Origin of the sequence: Rhizobium azibense, from assembly GCF_004342325.1 — a bacterium.
GTDB classification, from domain to species: Bacteria; Pseudomonadota; Alphaproteobacteria; order Rhizobiales; family Rhizobiaceae; genus Rhizobium; species Rhizobium etli_B.
On sequence record NZ_SMBJ01000003.1, the window covers coordinates 148,739 to 164,895 of the forward strand.

Consider the following 16,157-nt stretch of genomic DNA (forward strand, 5'->3'; position numbering starts at 1 on the left):
GCGCATCTCCTCCCGCAGGATTTGGTTTAATGTATATTAGGAATTACTGATTATCAGAGGCGCTCTGTGCCGTAACGGCACGACTATGCAACGAGCGCAGCCGTGACGCGAACGTCGCCGACATGGATGCCGTTCCAATTGTACATCGGCTTGACTGCCATCGAAATCAGCTTCGCGTGAACCTCGCTGCCCCTCTCGAAGAACCGGGCGAGTGCTGCCGCCACCATGGCCTCGGCAGCGCGGGTTGTCCCGTCCTCGCACTTCACGGCAATCGAGATCCCTTCTTCGGGAATTGCAGCGCAGAAGACGCCTTCGGCGCCGGTCTTGGCGAAAATCCTGCCCGGCGCGATCTGCATCAGCTCCGTGCAGGCGCGCCCCGTACCTGCGACATAGAAGGGCTCCGCCATACAGGCGTCGAACAGGCGTCGTGCGGCTTTGGCGCGCAACGGCTCGAGGCCATTTCCGGTCGCCATCTTGGCAAAGCCATGCGCAAGGCCGCGGAGCGGGACTGCATAGGTCGGGATCGAGCAGCCGTCGGTGCCGCAATTGTCGCGGCCAAGCACGGCGCCGCTGAGGCTCTCCATCGTACCGCGTATCTCTTGCTGCAGCGGATGGTCGTAGCCGGCATAGCCCTTCGGATCGATATCCCGATGGCAGCAGGCGCAGACGAAGCCCGCATGCTTGCCGGAACAATTGTTGTGCAGCGCCGTCGGTGCCGTGACCGTGCGCGCCTGGTGGATGAGAGTCTTGCGGTCCGACGACCAGTGGGCACCGCATTCGAGCGCTTCAGCGCTGCGTCCAGCGCGCGCCAGCATTGAGGCGGCAAGCCCTACATGCTCGTCTTCGCCGTTATGTGAAGAACAGGCGAGCGCCAGTTCCTTGTTTCCGAAGCCATAGGCATCGGCCGCGCCACTTTCGACCAGCGGCAGCGCCTGCATTGCCTTGCAGGAGGACCGCGGGAAAACGCCGGCATCGATATCGCCAAGCCCGAAGACCACCTTGCCGTCGCCGTCGACGGCAACGACCGTGCCGCGATGGCAGCTTTCGACGAGCGAGCCGCGCGTGACTTCGACAGTGACGGGATTGGACATGGGCAGGAATCCGGATCGGTTTTGGGCAGAGCAAACCCATAGCGCGTTGCGCCGATAAAGCAACGCCTTTCGGCCAGGCTGCGGCGCACCGACGGCCTAAAGCGGACTGATCCTGTAGGCGCAGCGGCGGGCGCCGAGGAGAATGTGCTCGCACCGCTCAACTTTGGCGCCGAGCACATTGCCAAAGGTCTCGAGCTCGGATCGGCAGAAGCCGGCGCAGGCCCGGGCCGCCGCACAGATGGGGCAGTGGTTTTCGACAAGCATGAACGAGCCGTCATCTTCCATCCAGCTATCGGCCATGTAACCTTCGCGCGTCCGGATCGCCGACAGCTGTCGGACGCGCAGAGCGAGCTCGGACGAAGAGACCTCCTTGCGGTAGCGCTTCACGGTTTCTGCCTCGCGTGCCGAGATGATGGTATCCAGCGCATCCCTGCCGAGCGTCTCGACCATCGTGCTCAGAAGGGTCGCGGTCAATTCCGCATGCCCGTCCGGAAAGGTCTGGTTGCCGGCGGGGGTCAGATGCCAGAGCTGGCCTGGCCGCCCCCTGCCCGAGCCCGGCTCGGTAAGCGGCTCGACAAGACCGTCTGCGGCAAGCTTCGTCAGCTGCTGGCGTGCCGCTTCACAGGTGATGCCCAGCACATCGCCGATCGACGCTGCGCGTTGCGGCCCATCGGTCTTTATCAGAAGCAGGATGCGGCTGGCAGGCGAGTGACGCATTTATTTTTCCAAGGTGATTCTTGCTTTAAAAAAGCAGGCATGCAATTTTCCTATTTATAACTTGGATAATAATGATCCGCTAGGGAAAACATCAAGGTATTGTCATGACCAGTGTCGATCGGGCCGCTGCACCCAAGTCATCAGTCTTCAGGCTTTTCACGCCGTCCCTGCTGCCCGCCACGCTGATGCTCGGCGGCGGCGTGACGCTCTATGCCATCGAGAGCTACATCACCGCCACGGTCGCCCCCTCTATCGTACGCGATATCGGCGGCTTGCCGCTACTTGCCTGGGTAACGACGCTTTTCGTTGCCGCCGCCGTGCTCGGCTCGATCTTCGTCGCCATGCGGCCGCGATCCATGGGCTTGCGCGGCGCCTATGTCTGCGGCGCCCTGATTTTCGCCATAGGCAGCCTCATCTGCGCGGCCGCACATGTCATGGAAATGGTTCTCGCCGGGCGCGCCGTTCAGGGTTTCGGGGCCGGCATCCTTGCAGCGCTTGCCTATGCTTTCGTTCGTTTCGCCTATCCGGAGCCGCTCTGGCCGAAAGCCTCCACGCTTTATGCCGCGATCTGGGGCGTTGCGACCCTACTCGGGCCGACTGCAGGGGGCCTGTTTTCGCAAGGCAGTGCATGGCGATACGCCTTCATCATCCTCGTGCCGCTCGGCCTGCTAATGGCCGTTCTTGCGCCATGGCTGCTACCGAAAGCGACGGACGACCGCGCGCACGCCAAGACGCCGGTCTTGCAGATCTGCCTGCTGCTTGTCGCCGTGCTGTTCGTCAGCATCGCAGGCGCCGTCGAGCCTATCCCCGCCAAGACTGCACTGATTGCCCTTTCCGTCATCTCGATTTCGCTGATGCTGGTGACGGAGCGGCGAGGCAACAACCGGCTTCTGCCGACCGGCGCCGTCATGCTGGCAAAGCCGGTTGCGCGCGTCTACCTCATCATGTTCGTGCTGCTGTTCATCCTCGTCAGCGACATCTATATTCCCTATTTCCTGCAGGCCCTACATGGCGTGACGCCGCTGATTTCCGGCTATCTGACCGCCCTTGTCGCGCTCGGCTGGACGATCGCCGCCTTTTTCAGCGGCTCCCTGACCGGCAGGCGCGCAAGCAACGCGATCGTCGCCGGCTGTATCATCGAAGCGCTGGCGACCGTTTTCCTGGCGATCTTTCTCGCTCGGGACAACCATATTGCGAGCCTTGCAATTCTCGGACCGGCGGCTGTCGCAATGCTGATGATGGGTTTCGGCGTCGGCCTCGGATGGGCACATCTGGTGACAAAGGTGCTGCGCCTTGTCGGCAGCGCCGAGCAGGACAAGGCATCGGCCGCGATCTCGACCGTGCAGTCGCTCGGCGGCGCTTTCGGCGCTGCGGTCGCAGGCGTCATTGCCAACAGCACAGGGCTCGTTACACCGGGCGGCATTTCCGGCAGCATATCGGCCGCCCACTGGCTCTACGCCGCCATGGCTCTTCCCGGCATCGTTACGATCGCAGCGGCGCTGACGCTGAGAGAAGGCCGAGATTGAAAAGAAGCGCCTAAGGGCGAGTGCCCAGGGCGCCTCTTCCATCACTGAGAGCGACCTCAGGCGACGCTGCGCGCCGGCTCTTGCTGGACAGCCTGCTGCTTCACGCCGAGATAAAGAACGGAGCGGAGGCCGATCCCGTAGGTGTCGCAGACCTCGGGCGTCAGGAATTCGTTGACCGGAACCTCCTGCACCGCAAGGCCCGACTGCCGGATCACATCGACGAATCCCGGCTTCGAGAAGATGCGCACGTGGTCATCCTGGCCGAAATGCTGCCAGCGCCCCTCAGGCGTCGTCACTTCGGGATTTTCATAATTGTCCTGGATCGAAAGGCAGATCGGCGCCATCAGGATGGCAATGCTGTCCTGCTTGAGAACGCGGCGTATTTCGGAGGCGGCTCGCACCGGATCGTCGACGTGTTCGAGCACGTGCGAGCACAGAACGAAATCGAAAGTCTCGTCCGCATAAGGTAGATTGTGAATGTCTGCCTTGTCGTCCGCCTCCGGCATATACATGTCGCAGCTGCGGTAAAAGATGTGTGGGTGGCTTTTCAGCCAGAAGCTCAAAGAGCGGCCGGGGGCAATATCCAGAAACCGGAACGGCTGCGCCTGGTTGAGGCGCTGAAACACAGGCGTCAGGAACAGGGCATAGAGCCTGTCCCGGTCGCTCGAGTGACAGTTGGGGCAGCTATAGGCCTGATGATTGATCGTTTCGAATTCATCGACCCGATAGGGAAAGCCGTGTTCGGTCGCCTTGTCGATGTAATACCGCGGAAGCGGCACGAAATGCGGTATCCTGCTGCGGCAGACGGGGCAAGAGTGGAATAGAGCCATTGCATTCCTCGTGGGGGGGCCTTGCCACGCGCAGTCAACGCCACATCAAGATGCGCAGTTCAGACCCGGGTTTCGCTCAGACGACAGTTCAGCGACCCCGGAGACTCACATACGGCCAGGATCAGTTTTACTTGTGCGCCCCGATGCTGGTCCGAAGCTGACCTTAAACGGTCAGGGTGATCTTGCCGATATGGCTGCTCGTTTCCATCAGCTTGTGTGCTTCGACGACATCTTCGAAGGCAAAGGTCCTGTGGATGACGGGGGCGGCCTTGCCGGCTTCGAGGAGCGGAAAGACCTGGGAGAGAAGGTCGTCGCGAATGGCGCGCTTTTCTTCTAGAGTGCGCGGGCGCATCGTCGAGCCGGTGACGGTGAGGCGCTTGGCCATGATCGGCGCGAGGTTGGCCCTGTCAGCGACGGCCCCGCCCAGCAAGGCGATGATCGACAGGCAGCCGTCCCTGGCAAGCGATGCGATATTCTTTTCGAAATAGGCAGCGCCGACCATGTCGAGTACGACATCGACGCCATGGCCACCGGTCTGGGCCCTGATGACTTCGGCGAAATCTTCGCTCTTGTAGTTGATCGCCCGCTTCGCGCCAAGCTTTTCGCAGGCCTTGCATTTGTCCGCCGAACCTGCGGTCGCATAGACCTCGGCGCCGAAGGCGCGGGCGAGCTGGATCGCCGTGGTGCCGATGCCGCTGGAGCCGCCGTGGATGAGAACGCTTTCGCCCTCCGTCAGGCCGGCCATCTGGAAAAGGTTCGCCCAGACGGTGAACAAGGCCTCCGGCAGGGCTGCGGCCTGCACCGCATCATAGCCTTTCGGAAACGGCAAGACCTGGCCAATGGGCAGCAGGCAAAATTCGGCATAGGCACCGCCGTTGGCGAGGCCGCAGACCTTGTCGCCGACCGAGTATCCGGAAACGCCCGGACCGATTGCGGCCACTTCGCCGGAAAGTTCGAGCCCGAGGATGGGGCTCGCATCCTTGGGCGGCGGGTATGTTCCCTGACGCTGCGCCACATCCGGGCGATTGATGCCGATAGCCTGCACGCGTACGAGGACCTGCCCCTCGCCGGGCACTGGAACATGTCCGGTCCCGATCCTCATGACTTCCGGCCCGCCAAAGCTCGGCAGGTCGACGAAACGCATGTTCGTTGGCAAAGGCATGACGGTCTCCTCTTTCCGAAAGCCCAGGAGATAATTCAGCGCCCCGTGATTGGGAAGGAGAGAAGTGGCAAAGGCGTCAATTCGCCTCGCCCAGTGGATGGAAGATCAGCCCGTCGGCGCTTTCCTTCGCTTCGGCCTTGATGTGTGCGATCTCGGCGCTGACACGATTGATGTCCTCAATCACCAAGCCTTCCGACAGTTCAAGGACACCAATCGAGCAGCGCATCAGCGCAAAACGCGCTTCTGCACCTGCGCGGTCATGACCGGCAATGCCTCCGGCCGCGCGGTCCTCGTCGCAGTAGAGATCGCGGACGTCTTCGCGAAAATCAGTGATGAGCCGATCAAGAATCTCGGTCAGTTCCTCCTTCGTCCATCCGATGACGCCGATGAAGAAGTCGTCGCCCCCGACATGGCCGAGGAAATGGCGCTCGGCGAAGAAGTAGCGGCGCATCAGAGCGGCGAAGAGCGAGATCGCGTGGTCGCCGAGATGGAAACCATAAGTATCGTTGAAAGGCTTGAAGTTGTCGAAGTCGCAATAGCAGAAATGCCGCACCTCGTCGCCGTCGCGACCGGCCTGGCGCATGAAATCGCGGATGGCGCGGTTGCCCGGCAGGCCGGTCAGCGGGTTCTGGTCCTGTGCGGTCTTCAACTGTTTTTCGTTGATGACCTTGATGAGGGAGGCAGCGGAGACGACGCCGGCATAACGCATGTTGTCAGTAAGGATCAGGCAGTTGCTGCCTTCCATATTGGCGAAGATCGTCATCAACCGCTCGGCGTCGGAATTGAGACCGACGATCGGTGCCATTTCGACGAAGTGCGAAATCGTGCGGCCATAGATCTTGTTCTTCAGGAGATCGCGGCCGAAAGGCTGGTAGATATATTCCTTGAGATGATGCTCATGGATGATGCCGCGCGGCTCGCCATTGGCATTCAAAACGGGGAAAAATGCCTGGCGCGGATTGCGGCGAAAGAGCTCGAAGACCGTGTCGATGCTGTCGTTCTCATAGACCGTCGGCAGCACTTCAATCTGCTTGCGGATAAGGATTTCATCGAGCGATTGCGTGTTGTGCTTGCTTTTGCCGAGATCCTGAAGATGCGGAAACGACGACACGAGTTCCGACGTATGCTGCGTCGGCCGGGCAATGAACCAGCCTTGGACGAGATCGACGCCATATTCGCGGCAAGCCAGGAACTCCGCTTCGGTTTCAACGCCTTCCGCGATGACCCGGGTTCCGAGCACATGGGCGATGTTGACGATGTTCTTCAACAGGTGGCGCTTGCGCGGCTTGCAGTCGATGTCGGCGACGAAGTGACGGTCGATCTTGAGGTAATCGACGGCATAGTCGCAGAGCAGCTTCATCTCACCGTGACCGACGCCGAAGTCGTCGATTGCCAGCTTGAAGCCGGTCTTGCGAAGATTGGAAACCAGCGCCTCGAATTCCGGCACGCTGGTATTGTCGAAACGCTCGGAGAATTCGAAGCAGACCGAGGAGGGTGGGATGTTGGCGGCTTTCAGGTGCTGGAGAAGGGTCTCAACTAGACGGTCGCCGTGCGGGATCAGCCGGACGTCGAGATTGAGGAAAAGCGTCGAGGTCGAACAATTGCCGAGCGTCGCGAACTTTGCGAGCGCGCGGCTGGCGACCATCTGCTCCAGCTGCAGCAGCTGGCCGGCGCGATGGGCCTCATCGAGGATTTCAACGGCGGAATCGAAGCCCATGCGCTCCTGCCCGCGCATCAGGGACTCGTAACCGAAGACTGTGCCTGTCCCTGCCTCGACGATCGGCTGGAAAGCATTTTCGATGACCAGTTTCGCAAGCGTCACGATCTGATCGCTGGCATAACGGCGCAATACGTCCGGTTCGACGGCGGCAGCCAAAGACATGCCAAATTCTCCACTGCGAAGTCTTCTTTTTCGCAGCGAAGATGGTGAAAAAGCATCAATGAACCCTTTCGCCAATGTGAAGCTTTTGTGAAAGTTGCGGACCGGAATGTTTCAGCATTCCGATCAATGGCATAGGTCCCGATCCTCATCAGGCGGATCGGCGACGCTCCGCTTCGTGATCGGCAAACATGTCTGCAACGCAGCGGCCTCCACTCGCGCGATCTTCGTCATTTAGGACCTCATTGCGATATTCTGCGAGCTTGCGGGCGGCATCCCAGAGGCGCAGCGCCTCACGGACAACTTCGCTGCTCGATGCATAGCCGCCATGATCGACGGCATCGCGAATGCCGGCTGCCTGGACCGGTGATATGGAAACTGTGACCATCGGCATGAACTTCCTCCCTTCGTTTTCTATGGGGCAGAACCTGCCCTACGCGGGACGCATGACCACTCATGACATCTGATCCGGCAATGATTGTCTGCCGGCGTCTCGGGTAATCTGTTTGAATTTTAGTCCCGCCTCACATGCTTGTCAAAAAAGAAACATTCCGTGAGCAGGGCCTGTGGACAGGGTCATTGCACGCTTCGCAGGCCGATGCCGAACGCAATCATCGTCCATCCCTGCAAGATCAGATCCACCGCCAGGAAAAGACCGAGCACCCAGAGACTGTTCACTGGCCAGCCGAGTGCGATGATAAAGCCTGCAAGCGCGGTAACTACACCGCTTACGACGATCCAGCCCCAACCCTTGAGCGGCTTCATGCGGCGGCCGATAAAGACGCGGAAGACGCCGGCGACAAGCAAAGCGATAGCGAGAAAGAGCGTCAGAGCAGCCGAGGTCAGGATCGGATTGATGAAGGCGAATATGCCTGCGAGCACGTAAAGCATGCCGCTCAGCGCCCAGAAAAGGATGTGCTCCCAGCCGCGCACTTGAAAGGCGTGGATGAGATAAACGATCCCGCCAAACACCATCAGCATTCCCACGGAGTAGACCGACACCACTGTGGCCAGAAGCAGATTTCCGACCGCGATCAGGCCGCAGATCAACAGCAGCACGCCGAGACCCACGAACCATATCCATTTCGACTGCAGGGACGAGGACGGCGCTCCATCGAAGACGTTAGCCATGACACACCTCCTGATAGGCCTGATATGCTGCAGAATTGCGCGTCGGAAAGGGTTGGGGTTTCGCAAACTCCGCCAAAAAAGATTTTTGTTGATTGATTAGTCAATCAAAAATAATATGCGCTGAACTATCGGAGCTGGCCTTCATGCCCAAAATCGGAATGGAACCTCTACGCCGAAAGGCGCTCGTCGACGCTGCGCTGCGCGTCATCGCGGATCAAGGCTCGCTGAGCGTCACCATGTCCGATATCGCCCGCCAGGCCGGCGTGTCTCCAGCCCTTGCGCACCACTATTTCGGCAGCAAGGAGCAACTATTGATCGAGACGGTCCGTTCGCTGCTCAGGCAGTTGCGTGACGATACGGTGACGGCGCTGAAGGCTGCCCGGACCCCACGCGAAAAGCTCTCTGCCGTCATCCGCATCAGCTTCCAGGCCGATCAGTTCGCGCCGGAAACGATTGCCGCATGGCTTGCCTTTTATGCCGAGGCGCAGCGCTCGGAGGAAACGCGCCGTTTCCTCGTCATCTATTCCCGCCGGCTGCGTTCGAACCTGCTGGCCAACCTCAAGAAGCTTTGTTCGCCGGATGCCGCAGGGCGCATCGCCGAAGGCGCTGCTGCGATGATCGACGGACTCTATATCCGCCAAAGTCTGAAATCGGCGCCGATCAACATCGAGGCTTCGATCGGGCTGACAGAGGATTACGTGACGATGCAATTAAGGAGGATCGAATGAGGCTAACCGCGCAGGAATGAGGAGCTTTTTTGCCCTGTCGGACAAAGCAAAGGATTGAATTATGAAAGCCCAGCCGAAAGCGTCGCACTTCATCGACGGCGAATATGTCGAGGACGAAGCGGGAAGCGTTATCGAAAGCATCTATCCGGCAACCGGCGAAGTGATCGCGCGGCTGCATGCGGCAACGCCTGCCATCGTCGAGAAGGCGATCGCGGCCGCCAAGCGCGCGCAGCCGGAGTGGGCGGCGATGAGCCCGACGGCCCGCGGCCGCATCTTAAGGCGCGCCGCCGAGATCATGCGCGAGCGCAATCGCGAGCTTTCCGAGCTCGAAACGCTCGATACCGGCAAGCCGATCCAGGAAACGATCGTCGCCGATCCGACGTCCGGCGCCGACAGCTTCGAATTCTTCGGCGGCATCGCGGCAGCCGGACTCAACGGTTCCTATATCCCGCTCGGCGGCGATTTCGCCTATACGAAGCGAGTGCCGCTCGGCGTTTGCGTCGGCATCGGCGCCTGGAACTATCCGCAGCAGATCGCCTGCTGGAAAGGGGCGCCGGCGCTGATCGCCGGCAATGCGATGGTCTTCAAGCCTTCGGAAAACACGCCGCTTGGGGCCTTGAAGATTGCCGAAATCCTTTTCGAAGCAGGCCTGCCGAAGGGTCTTTACAATGTGATCCAGGGAGACCGCGACACCGGCCCGCTGCTCGTCAACCATAAGGACGTGGCAAAAGTCTCGCTCACCGGCTCCGTGCCGACCGGCCGTAAGGTCGCCGCCTCCGCCGCCGGCCACCTCAAACATGTGACGATGGAGCTCGGCGGCAAGTCGCCGCTGATCGTCTTCGACGATGCCGATATCGACAGCGCAATCGGCGGCGCCATGCTCGGCAACTTCTATTCAACGGGCCAGGTGTGCTCGAACGGCACCCGTGTTTTTGTGCAAAGGAACATCAAGGGCGAGTTCCTGAAGCGGCTGAAGGCTCGCACCGAGGCGATCCTGATCGGCGACCCGATGGACGAGTCGACGCAGCTCGGCCCGATGGTTTCCTTCGACCAGCGACAGAAGGTCTTGAGTTACATCGACAAGGGCAACTCCGAGGGTGCGACGCTCATCACCGGCGGTGGCATTCCGAACAATGTTTCCGGCGAGGGCTATTACGTCCAGCCGACCGTGTTTGCCGACGTGACCGACGGCATGACCATTGCCCGCGAGGAAATCTTCGGACCGGTGATGTGCGTGCTCGACTTCGATGACGAAGGCGAAGTCATCGGACGTGCGAACGCCACCGAATTCGGCCTCTCGGGTGGCGTCTTCACCGCCGATCTGACGCGCGCCCACCGCGTCGCCGACCAGCTCGAGGCCGGCACGCTCTGGATCAACACCTACAATCTCTGCCCGGTCGAAATTCCCTTCGGCGGCTCGAAGCAATCCGGTTTCGGGCGGGAGAACTCGCTTGCGGCGCTGGAGCATTATTCGGAGTTGAAAACGGTCTACGTGGGCATGGGGCCGGTGGCGGCGCCTTACTGAGAAGAGGTTACGCCCTCCCGCTTGTGGTGAGGCGAAGATCAACACATACCGAGTGCACAATCATGCAGGCAGACTTCGTCATCATAGGCTCCGGCTCGGCAGGGTCGGCCCTTGCCTATCGTCTCTCCGAAGACGGCAGAAACAGCGTGATCGTCATCGAGGCGGGCGGCAGCGACTTCGGGCCGTTCATCCAGATGCCGGCAGCCCTTGCTTGGCCGATGAGCATGAGGCGCTACAACTGGGGCTACCTCTCCGAACCCGAACCCAACCTCAACGGCCGGCGCATCACCGCGCCGCGCGGCAAGGTGATCGGCGGCTCCTCCTCGATCAACGGGATGGTCTATGTGCGCGGCCATGCCGAGGACTACAACCGTTGGGAAGAGCTCGGCGCCAACGGCTGGGCCTATGCCGACGTGCTGCCCTACTTCAAGCGCATGGAGCATTCGCACGGCGGCGAGGAAGGCTGGCGCGGCACCGACGGCCCGCTGCATGTGCAACGCGGCGGCTTTCGCAATCCGCTGTTCCATGCATTCATCGAAGCCGGCAAACAGGCGGGCTTCGAGGCGACGGACGACTACAACGGCTCGAAGCAGGAAGGCTTCGGGCTGATGGAGCAGACCATTTTCCGCGGCCGTCGCTGGTCTGCGGCGAGCGCCTATCTCAAGCCGGCGCTGAAGCGGCCGAATGTCGACATCGCCTACGGCCTGGCACGCAGGGTCATTATCGAGAACGGCCGTGCGACCGGCGTCGAGATCGAGCGCCGCGGCAAGGTCGAAATCATCAAGGCGAACCGCGAGGTGATCGTTTCCGCCTCATCCTTCAACTCGCCGAAGCTGTTGATGCTTTCCGGCATCGGCCCGGGCGCTCATTTGCAGGAGCACGGCATCGAGGTGAAGGCCGACAGGCCAGGTGTCGGCGCCAACCTGCAGGACCATATGGAATTCTATTTCCAGCAGGTCAGCACCAAGCCGGTTTCGCTCTATTCCTGGCTGCCATGGTTCTGGCAAGGTGTCGCGGGTGCGCAATGGATGTTCACGAGATCCGGCCTCGGCACCTCCAACCAGTTCGAAGCATGCGCCTTCCTGCGCTCGGCAGCCGGCATCAAGCAGCCGGACATCCAGTATCACTTCCTGCCTGTGGCGATCAGCTATGATGGCAAGGCGGCGGCAAAGAGCCACGGCTTCCAGGTACATGTCGGCTACAATCTCTCGAAGTCGCGCGGGTCCGTTACCCTGCGCTCGCCCGATCCGAAGTCCGACCCCGTCATCCGCTTCAACTATATGAGCCATCCGGATGACTGGGAGAAATTCCGCCACTGTGTGCGCCTCACACGCGAGATCTTCGCCCAGCAAGCTTTCGACCCATATCGCGGGCCGGAGATCCAACCGGGCGAGAAGGTGCAGACGGACGCAGAGATCGACGGCTTCCTGCGCGAGCATCTGGAAAGCGCCTATCACCCTTGCGGCACCTGCAAGCTGGGCGATAAGAACGACCCAATGGCCGTGACCGACCCCGAGACGCGTGTTATCGGGGTGGACGGCCTGCGCGTTGCCGACTCGTCCATCTTCCCGCACATCACCGACGGCAACCTCAACGGCCCCTCGATCATGACCGGCGAGAAGGCGGCGGACCATATTCTCGGCAAACAGCCGCTGCCGCGCTCGAACCAGGAGCCTTGGGTCAATCCACGCTGGAAACTGAGCGACCGGTAATCACCGCCGACAAGACACGGGAATGCCCAATCCTCGCGTGGGATCTTTTCCGCAGCTGACCCGACCGGCCTCCGGCAGGCCTTGTGATGACGCTGCCAGATGGACCGCTTGGCCGCCTTCTTGTCCAGGCTCCTTCAATTCGGTTTCGCCGATACCGATCCGGATTCGAACAATGCGCCGTTTATAGACGCACGCAACCAGGACTATATGAAACCAATCCACCGTCCGGCGATGAGAGCGCTAATCCATACCGACGCCGAAACCATGGCTGCAATGCGCAAGCTCGCTGCAACAGCCATACCGGCAATCGCCTTTCGCCAGCTATCCCTGGCATGCACGATGGCGGCGTTGGCAACGCCCACTGCCAGCAATCCGATCTTTGCCAAAAATGCCGGATTCCCGGCATATTCGATCGGCCTGACGCTGAAGAGGCAGAAGCCTGTGACGATCGCTCCCGTCAAACCGACGGCGGCTGCGCGAGACAGGAATGGCCCGACCACCGAAAGCGGGACCAACGGAAAGAAGCCCATCAACCTGAGATCGAGCGGCAGGATGGCGCCGAGCAGCAAGCCAATGGACAAAATATGCGAAGCGTTAACGAACATGTAAAGCAGCGCTGACCGCCGCAACCCGGCGGCGATCGGAGTTGCGGCAATGCATTCCAGAAGCTCGATCGCCATGCGGTCAGTTCGTCTGGATTCGATCAGGATAGATATCGTAGCGCTTCTCGCCGACTGTGATTCTCACGGCCTTCATGCGCTTTTCATTCCGATCCAGCGAACGGTTTCCGATCGCAATGATCGGATCGCCGGTCTTCGCCGAGCCCTCGACGAAGCCGGACCGCTCCGTCTGGCGCGGATTGCCGAGTTCGACGCGCCACACGCCGTCATCGACGGTCGCAACGTCTAGCGCGGGATGCGGGCCGCCCATGGAAATCTTCTGTATCGTCCCCCTCAACTCCATCTGCTCGGCCTCGGCCCATGACCAGCCGTGATGGGCCGCAGCGCCAGTCGCGAAACTTGCCGCAAGGGCCGCGCACAAGACGATCTGCTTTCTGGATAAGACACGCATTTCTATTCTCCCTGCCCTTTTTCGAACAGGTCCGAATTGGCGCTTGCCAGCGGCTTTGAAAGGCTACTCACCAAATCTTGAAGCAGGTCCATGACTTCGCGACCTGCGGCTGCCTATGACTGGTCAGGCGAGGAGCCGGGTGACCTCTGCGCCTTTTGCCGGCGCGACCGCGTCGGCAATCGTCGTCGAGAACAGAACCTTGCGCGTTGCATCCGCCACTTTGGCAAAGACGCTGCGAATTTCGCAGGTCTGCTCGCCGTCGCAATCGTCGCACTTGCGATAAGCCGTGATCGATAGGCATGGGAGCGGCGCGATCGGGCCGTCGACGATGCGCAGGATTTCGCCAAAGGTGATCATGTCGGCGGGCTTCAACAGCAGATAGCCGCCCGCTTTGCCGCGTCGGCTCGCAACAATGCCCTGATGCTTGAGATCGAGCAGGATCTGCTCGAGAAACTTCTTTGGAATTTTCTGTTGCGCTGCGATGTCGGAAATCATGACGGGCTCGCCGGCATCGGCTTCCGCCAGTACCGTCAGCGCCCGGAGCGCGTATTTTGCCTTCTGCGTAATCATTTTGGACCGTCACACACACGAGCGATGCAACTTGAAGCATCACCTCACAAGCTTACCTATCTCCTATTGCACAGCCAGCATGAACGGAATTTGAACGCGCCAGTGAAAGCCTTGGAAGACAAGCATTTTGGCCTTGTTTTTCTTGCTCGGCCAACGGAGTGAATTCTACTCTGGAATCGGGCTTCCTGCATCTTTTCCGACATCACTTCAGATTTCCGATTGACAGGCAGCGTGTTACTCTACTAATTTTATGGAGATTAATCCAGCCTCGACGGATCATTTGCCTGACGCGGCTGCTTTTCTGCATTGCAGCGGCTACGGAGAGATATTTGCTCCAGCATGCGCTGCTTTCGAAATCCGTTTTTCTGTGCGATCTGCCCTCAAGCTGCGATACTCCGGCCACATCGAGGACAGGATTCCCATGACTGTTGTCAATCTCATCGAAGAAGCGGAAACGCTGAATACGAAACTTGCGACCTTGAGCCTGGCCGAACGTCTGTCGTTTGTCGCCGGTCTTGACGTAAGAGTGGTCTTCACGACATCGCTTGGTATCGAAGACCAGGTGATCACCGCCGAAATCGGCAATCATCGCCTGCCGATCGACGTCGTCACGCTGCAGACAGGCCGCCTCTTCCCCGAGACGCTGGCGCTGATTGCGGAAACCGAAAACCAGTACGGGATCCACATCATCCGCTACGAGCCGGAGCAGGCCGATATCGACGCTTACGCGACGAAATACGGCATGAACGGCTTTTACGACAGCGTCGAAGCCAGACATGCCTGTTGTGGCGTGCGCAAGCTGAAGCCGCTTGCGCGGGCGCTGGCAGGCGCAACGATCTGGATCACCGGTCTGCGCCGCGGTCAGTCCGCCAATCGCGCGGAAACGCCTTTTGCGGAATACGACGCCGAACGGCACCTCCTGAAGATCAATCCGCTTGCCGACTGGGATATCGACACAATCAAGTCCTACGTCGCCGACAACAGCGTGCCGGTTAATCCGCTGCATGCCCGCGGCTACCCTTCTATCGGCTGCGAGCCGTGCACGCGCGCCATCAAGCCCGGCGAGCCGGAGCGCGCCGGCCGCTGGTGGTGGGAACAGGATGAAAAGCGCGAATGCGGCTTGCATGTCGGCGAAGAGGCGACAGCGGTTGCCGCACGATAGTCGAGCCGCCAAGCGCGGCATTTAAACTCCCTCTCCCCGAGAGGGTTGGTGTGAGGGGCAAATGCCTCCTTGCCAATGATCGAAAGTCTGGAGTAGGAAATGCCCGATAGCCGTCCGGATACGGAACTCAACAATCCCCAGAGCGCCAAGCCGCCGCTCGATCCGCACCTCAAGGCTTTGGAAAACGAGTCCATCCATATCTTCCGCGAGGTTGCAGCCGAATTCGAGCGTCCGGTGATGCTCTATTCGATCGGTAAGGACTCCTCGGTGCTGCTGCACCTGGCACGTAAGGCCTTTTATCCGGGCCGCGTCCCCTTCCCGCTGCTGCATGTGAACACCGGCTGGAAATTCCAGGAGATGATCGCGTTTCGCAACGACACCGCGAAGAAGTACGACCTGGACCTGATCGAGCACATCAATCCGCGCGGAGCAGCCGAAGGCATCACACCCTTCACCCATGGCTCGGCGACCTTCACCGACATCATGAAGACCGAGGGGCTGCGCCAGGCGCTCGACGCCGGACAGTTCGATGCAGCCTTCGGCGGCGCGCGCCGCGACGAGGAGGCAAGCCGCGCCAAGGAACGCATCTACTCCTTCCGCACGCCCGATCACCGCTGGGATCCGCGCAACCAGCGGCCAGAGCTCTGGAACATCTACAACGGCCAGATCCGCAAGGGTGAGAGCGTACGCGCCTTCCCGCTTTCGAACTGGACCGAAGTTGATATCTGGCGCTACATCCAGTCCGAAGAAATTCCGCTGGTGCCGCTCTACTATGCGAAGAAGCGCCCCTACGTTGAGCGCGACGGCATGATGATCCTTGCGGAGGACCCGCGGCTGGAACTGCTTCCCGGCGAAGTCCGCCAGGAAGGCATGATACGTTTCCGCACCCTCGGCGATTTCCCGCTGACGGGTGCCATCCGCTCCACCGCCACCACTCTTGAAGACGTCATAGCGGAGCTGGAAATCGCAACCGTTTCCGAGCGCCAGGGCCGCGCCATCGACCGCGACCAGTCCGGCTCCATGGAAAAGAAGAAGCGTGAAGGATATTTCTGA

At 60.5% G+C, this 16,157-nt stretch carries 16 protein-coding genes; 6 read left to right on the forward strand and 10 right to left on the reverse strand.

The window, feature by feature from the left end; all coding sequences use genetic code 11:
- Positions 1-83: 83 nt before the first annotated feature.
- Complete coding sequence (locus EV130_RS08295) at positions 84-1,091, reverse strand: asparaginase (protein ID WP_132552774.1); 1,008 nt, start codon at positions 1,089-1,091, stop codon at positions 84-86.
- Between the two features lie 96 nt (positions 1,092-1,187).
- Positions 1,188-1,808 (reverse strand): helix-turn-helix transcriptional regulator, encoded by a 621-nt coding sequence (locus EV130_RS08300; RefSeq protein WP_132552775.1) that lies wholly within the window; start codon positions 1,806-1,808, stop codon positions 1,188-1,190.
- A 104-nt stretch (positions 1,809-1,912) separates the two neighbouring features.
- Here EV130_RS08300 and EV130_RS08305 point away from each other — a divergent pair, with 104 nt between their 5' ends.
- Entirely contained in the window at positions 1,913-3,334 is a 1,422-nt protein-coding gene (locus tag EV130_RS08305) for an MFS transporter (RefSeq protein ID WP_132659965.1), read from the forward strand.
- Positions 3,335-3,390: 56 nt separating this feature from the next.
- On the opposite strand, the gene EV130_RS08310 is transcribed toward EV130_RS08305, so the two are convergent.
- The 5 genes from EV130_RS08310 to EV130_RS08330 form a co-directional block, all read right to left on the reverse strand.
- Positions 3,391-4,164, reverse strand: a complete 774-nt coding sequence (locus EV130_RS08310) for a class I SAM-dependent methyltransferase (protein ID WP_132659967.1) — start codon at positions 4,162-4,164, stop codon at positions 3,391-3,393.
- Positions 4,165-4,327: 163 nt separating this feature from the next.
- Entirely contained in the window at positions 4,328-5,326 is a 999-nt protein-coding gene (locus tag EV130_RS08315; RefSeq protein WP_132552777.1) for an NAD(P)H-quinone oxidoreductase, read from the reverse strand.
- A 76-nt stretch (positions 5,327-5,402) separates the two neighbouring features.
- Complete coding sequence (locus EV130_RS08320; RefSeq protein WP_207900868.1) at positions 5,403-7,208, reverse strand: bifunctional diguanylate cyclase/phosphodiesterase; 1,806 nt, start codon at positions 7,206-7,208, stop codon at positions 5,403-5,405.
- A gap of 148 nt (positions 7,209-7,356) precedes the next feature.
- Positions 7,357-7,599: a ribbon-helix-helix domain-containing protein gene (locus tag EV130_RS08325; RefSeq protein WP_074060514.1), complete on the reverse strand. Its 243-nt coding sequence runs from the start codon at positions 7,597-7,599 to the stop codon at positions 7,357-7,359.
- A 182-nt stretch (positions 7,600-7,781) separates the two neighbouring features.
- Complete coding sequence (locus EV130_RS08330) at positions 7,782-8,336, reverse strand: HdeD family acid-resistance protein (RefSeq protein ID WP_074060513.1); 555 nt, start codon at positions 8,334-8,336, stop codon at positions 7,782-7,784.
- Positions 8,337-8,479: 143 nt separating this feature from the next.
- Between EV130_RS08330 and betI the strand changes: the two genes are divergently transcribed.
- The 3 genes from betI (at position 8,480) to betA (ending at position 12,301) form a co-directional block, all read left to right on the forward strand.
- Positions 8,480-9,064 carry a transcriptional regulator BetI gene (betI, locus tag EV130_RS08335; RefSeq protein ID WP_132552779.1) on the forward strand — a complete coding sequence of 195 codons (585 nt, stop codon included), beginning with the start codon at positions 8,480-8,482 and terminating at the stop codon, positions 9,062-9,064.
- A gap of 61 nt (positions 9,065-9,125) precedes the next feature.
- Positions 9,126-10,589, forward strand: coding sequence for a betaine-aldehyde dehydrogenase (gene betB / locus EV130_RS08340; RefSeq protein WP_132659971.1), 1,464 nt, complete (start codon positions 9,126-9,128; stop codon positions 10,587-10,589).
- A gap of 62 nt (positions 10,590-10,651) precedes the next feature.
- Positions 10,652-12,301 carry a choline dehydrogenase gene (gene betA / locus EV130_RS08345; RefSeq protein ID WP_132659973.1) on the forward strand — a complete coding sequence of 550 codons (1,650 nt, stop codon included), beginning with the start codon at positions 10,652-10,654 and terminating at the stop codon, positions 12,299-12,301.
- A 203-nt stretch (positions 12,302-12,504) separates the two neighbouring features.
- On the opposite strand, the gene EV130_RS08350 is transcribed toward betA, so the two are convergent.
- The 3 genes from EV130_RS08350 to EV130_RS08360 form a co-directional block, all read right to left on the reverse strand.
- On the reverse strand, positions 12,505-12,981 hold the full coding sequence (locus EV130_RS08350) for a DUF6644 family protein (protein WP_132552782.1): 477 nt from the start codon (positions 12,979-12,981) through the stop codon (positions 12,505-12,507).
- 4 nt (positions 12,982-12,985) lie between these two features.
- Complete coding sequence (locus EV130_RS08355) at positions 12,986-13,372, reverse strand: DUF6152 family protein (RefSeq protein ID WP_074060508.1); 387 nt, start codon at positions 13,370-13,372, stop codon at positions 12,986-12,988.
- A gap of 123 nt (positions 13,373-13,495) precedes the next feature.
- Entirely contained in the window at positions 13,496-13,942 is a 447-nt protein-coding gene (locus EV130_RS08360) for an RrF2 family transcriptional regulator (protein ID WP_074060507.1), read from the reverse strand.
- Between the two features lie 421 nt (positions 13,943-14,363).
- On the opposite strand from EV130_RS08360, the gene EV130_RS08365 reads away from it, so the two are divergent.
- Both EV130_RS08365 and cysD read left to right on the forward strand, forming a co-directional pair.
- Positions 14,364-15,104 carry a phosphoadenylyl-sulfate reductase gene (locus EV130_RS08365; protein WP_074063081.1) on the forward strand — a complete coding sequence of 247 codons (741 nt, stop codon included), beginning with the start codon at positions 14,364-14,366 and terminating at the stop codon, positions 15,102-15,104.
- 99 nt (positions 15,105-15,203) lie between these two features.
- On the forward strand, positions 15,204-16,157 hold the full coding sequence (cysD, locus tag EV130_RS08370) for a sulfate adenylyltransferase subunit CysD (RefSeq protein WP_132659975.1): 954 nt from the start codon (positions 15,204-15,206) through the stop codon (positions 16,155-16,157).

Coding starts and splice junctions, on each gene's coding strand:
- EV130_RS08365 (WP_074063081.1), top strand. CDS start 14,364: ATGACTGTTGTCAATCTCATCGAAGAAGCGGAAACGCTGAATACGAAA.
- betB (WP_132659971.1), top strand. CDS start 9,126: ATGAAAGCCCAGCCGAAAGCGTCGCACTTCATCGACGGCGAATATGTC.
- EV130_RS08350 (WP_132552782.1), bottom strand. CDS start 12,981: ATGGCGATCGAGCTTCTGGAATGCATTGCCGCAACTCCGATCGCCGCC.
- EV130_RS08325 (WP_074060514.1), bottom strand. CDS start 7,599: ATGCCGATGGTCACAGTTTCCATATCACCGGTCCAGGCAGCCGGCATT.
- EV130_RS08310 (WP_132659967.1), bottom strand. CDS start 4,164: ATGGCTCTATTCCACTCTTGCCCCGTCTGCCGCAGCAGGATACCGCAT.
- EV130_RS08300 (WP_132552775.1), bottom strand. CDS start 1,808: ATGCGTCACTCGCCTGCCAGCCGCATCCTGCTTCTGATAAAGACCGAT.
- EV130_RS08360 (WP_074060507.1), bottom strand. CDS start 13,942: ATGATTACGCAGAAGGCAAAATACGCGCTCCGGGCGCTGACGGTACTG.
- EV130_RS08305 (WP_132659965.1), top strand. CDS start 1,913: ATGACCAGTGTCGATCGGGCCGCTGCACCCAAGTCATCAGTCTTCAGG.
- EV130_RS08330 (WP_074060513.1), bottom strand. CDS start 8,336: ATGGCTAACGTCTTCGATGGAGCGCCGTCCTCGTCCCTGCAGTCGAAA.
- EV130_RS08315 (WP_132552777.1), bottom strand. CDS start 5,326: ATGCCTTTGCCAACGAACATGCGTTTCGTCGACCTGCCGAGCTTTGGC.
- EV130_RS08320 (WP_207900868.1), bottom strand. CDS start 7,208: ATGTCTTTGGCTGCCGCCGTCGAACCGGACGTATTGCGCCGTTATGCC.
- EV130_RS08355 (WP_074060508.1), bottom strand. CDS start 13,372: ATGCGTGTCTTATCCAGAAAGCAGATCGTCTTGTGCGCGGCCCTTGCG.
- betA (WP_132659973.1), top strand. CDS start 10,652: ATGCAGGCAGACTTCGTCATCATAGGCTCCGGCTCGGCAGGGTCGGCC.
- cysD (WP_132659975.1), top strand. CDS start 15,204: ATGCCCGATAGCCGTCCGGATACGGAACTCAACAATCCCCAGAGCGCC.
- betI (WP_132552779.1), top strand. CDS start 8,480: ATGCCCAAAATCGGAATGGAACCTCTACGCCGAAAGGCGCTCGTCGAC.
- EV130_RS08295 (WP_132552774.1), bottom strand. CDS start 1,091: ATGTCCAATCCCGTCACTGTCGAAGTCACGCGCGGCTCGCTCGTCGAA.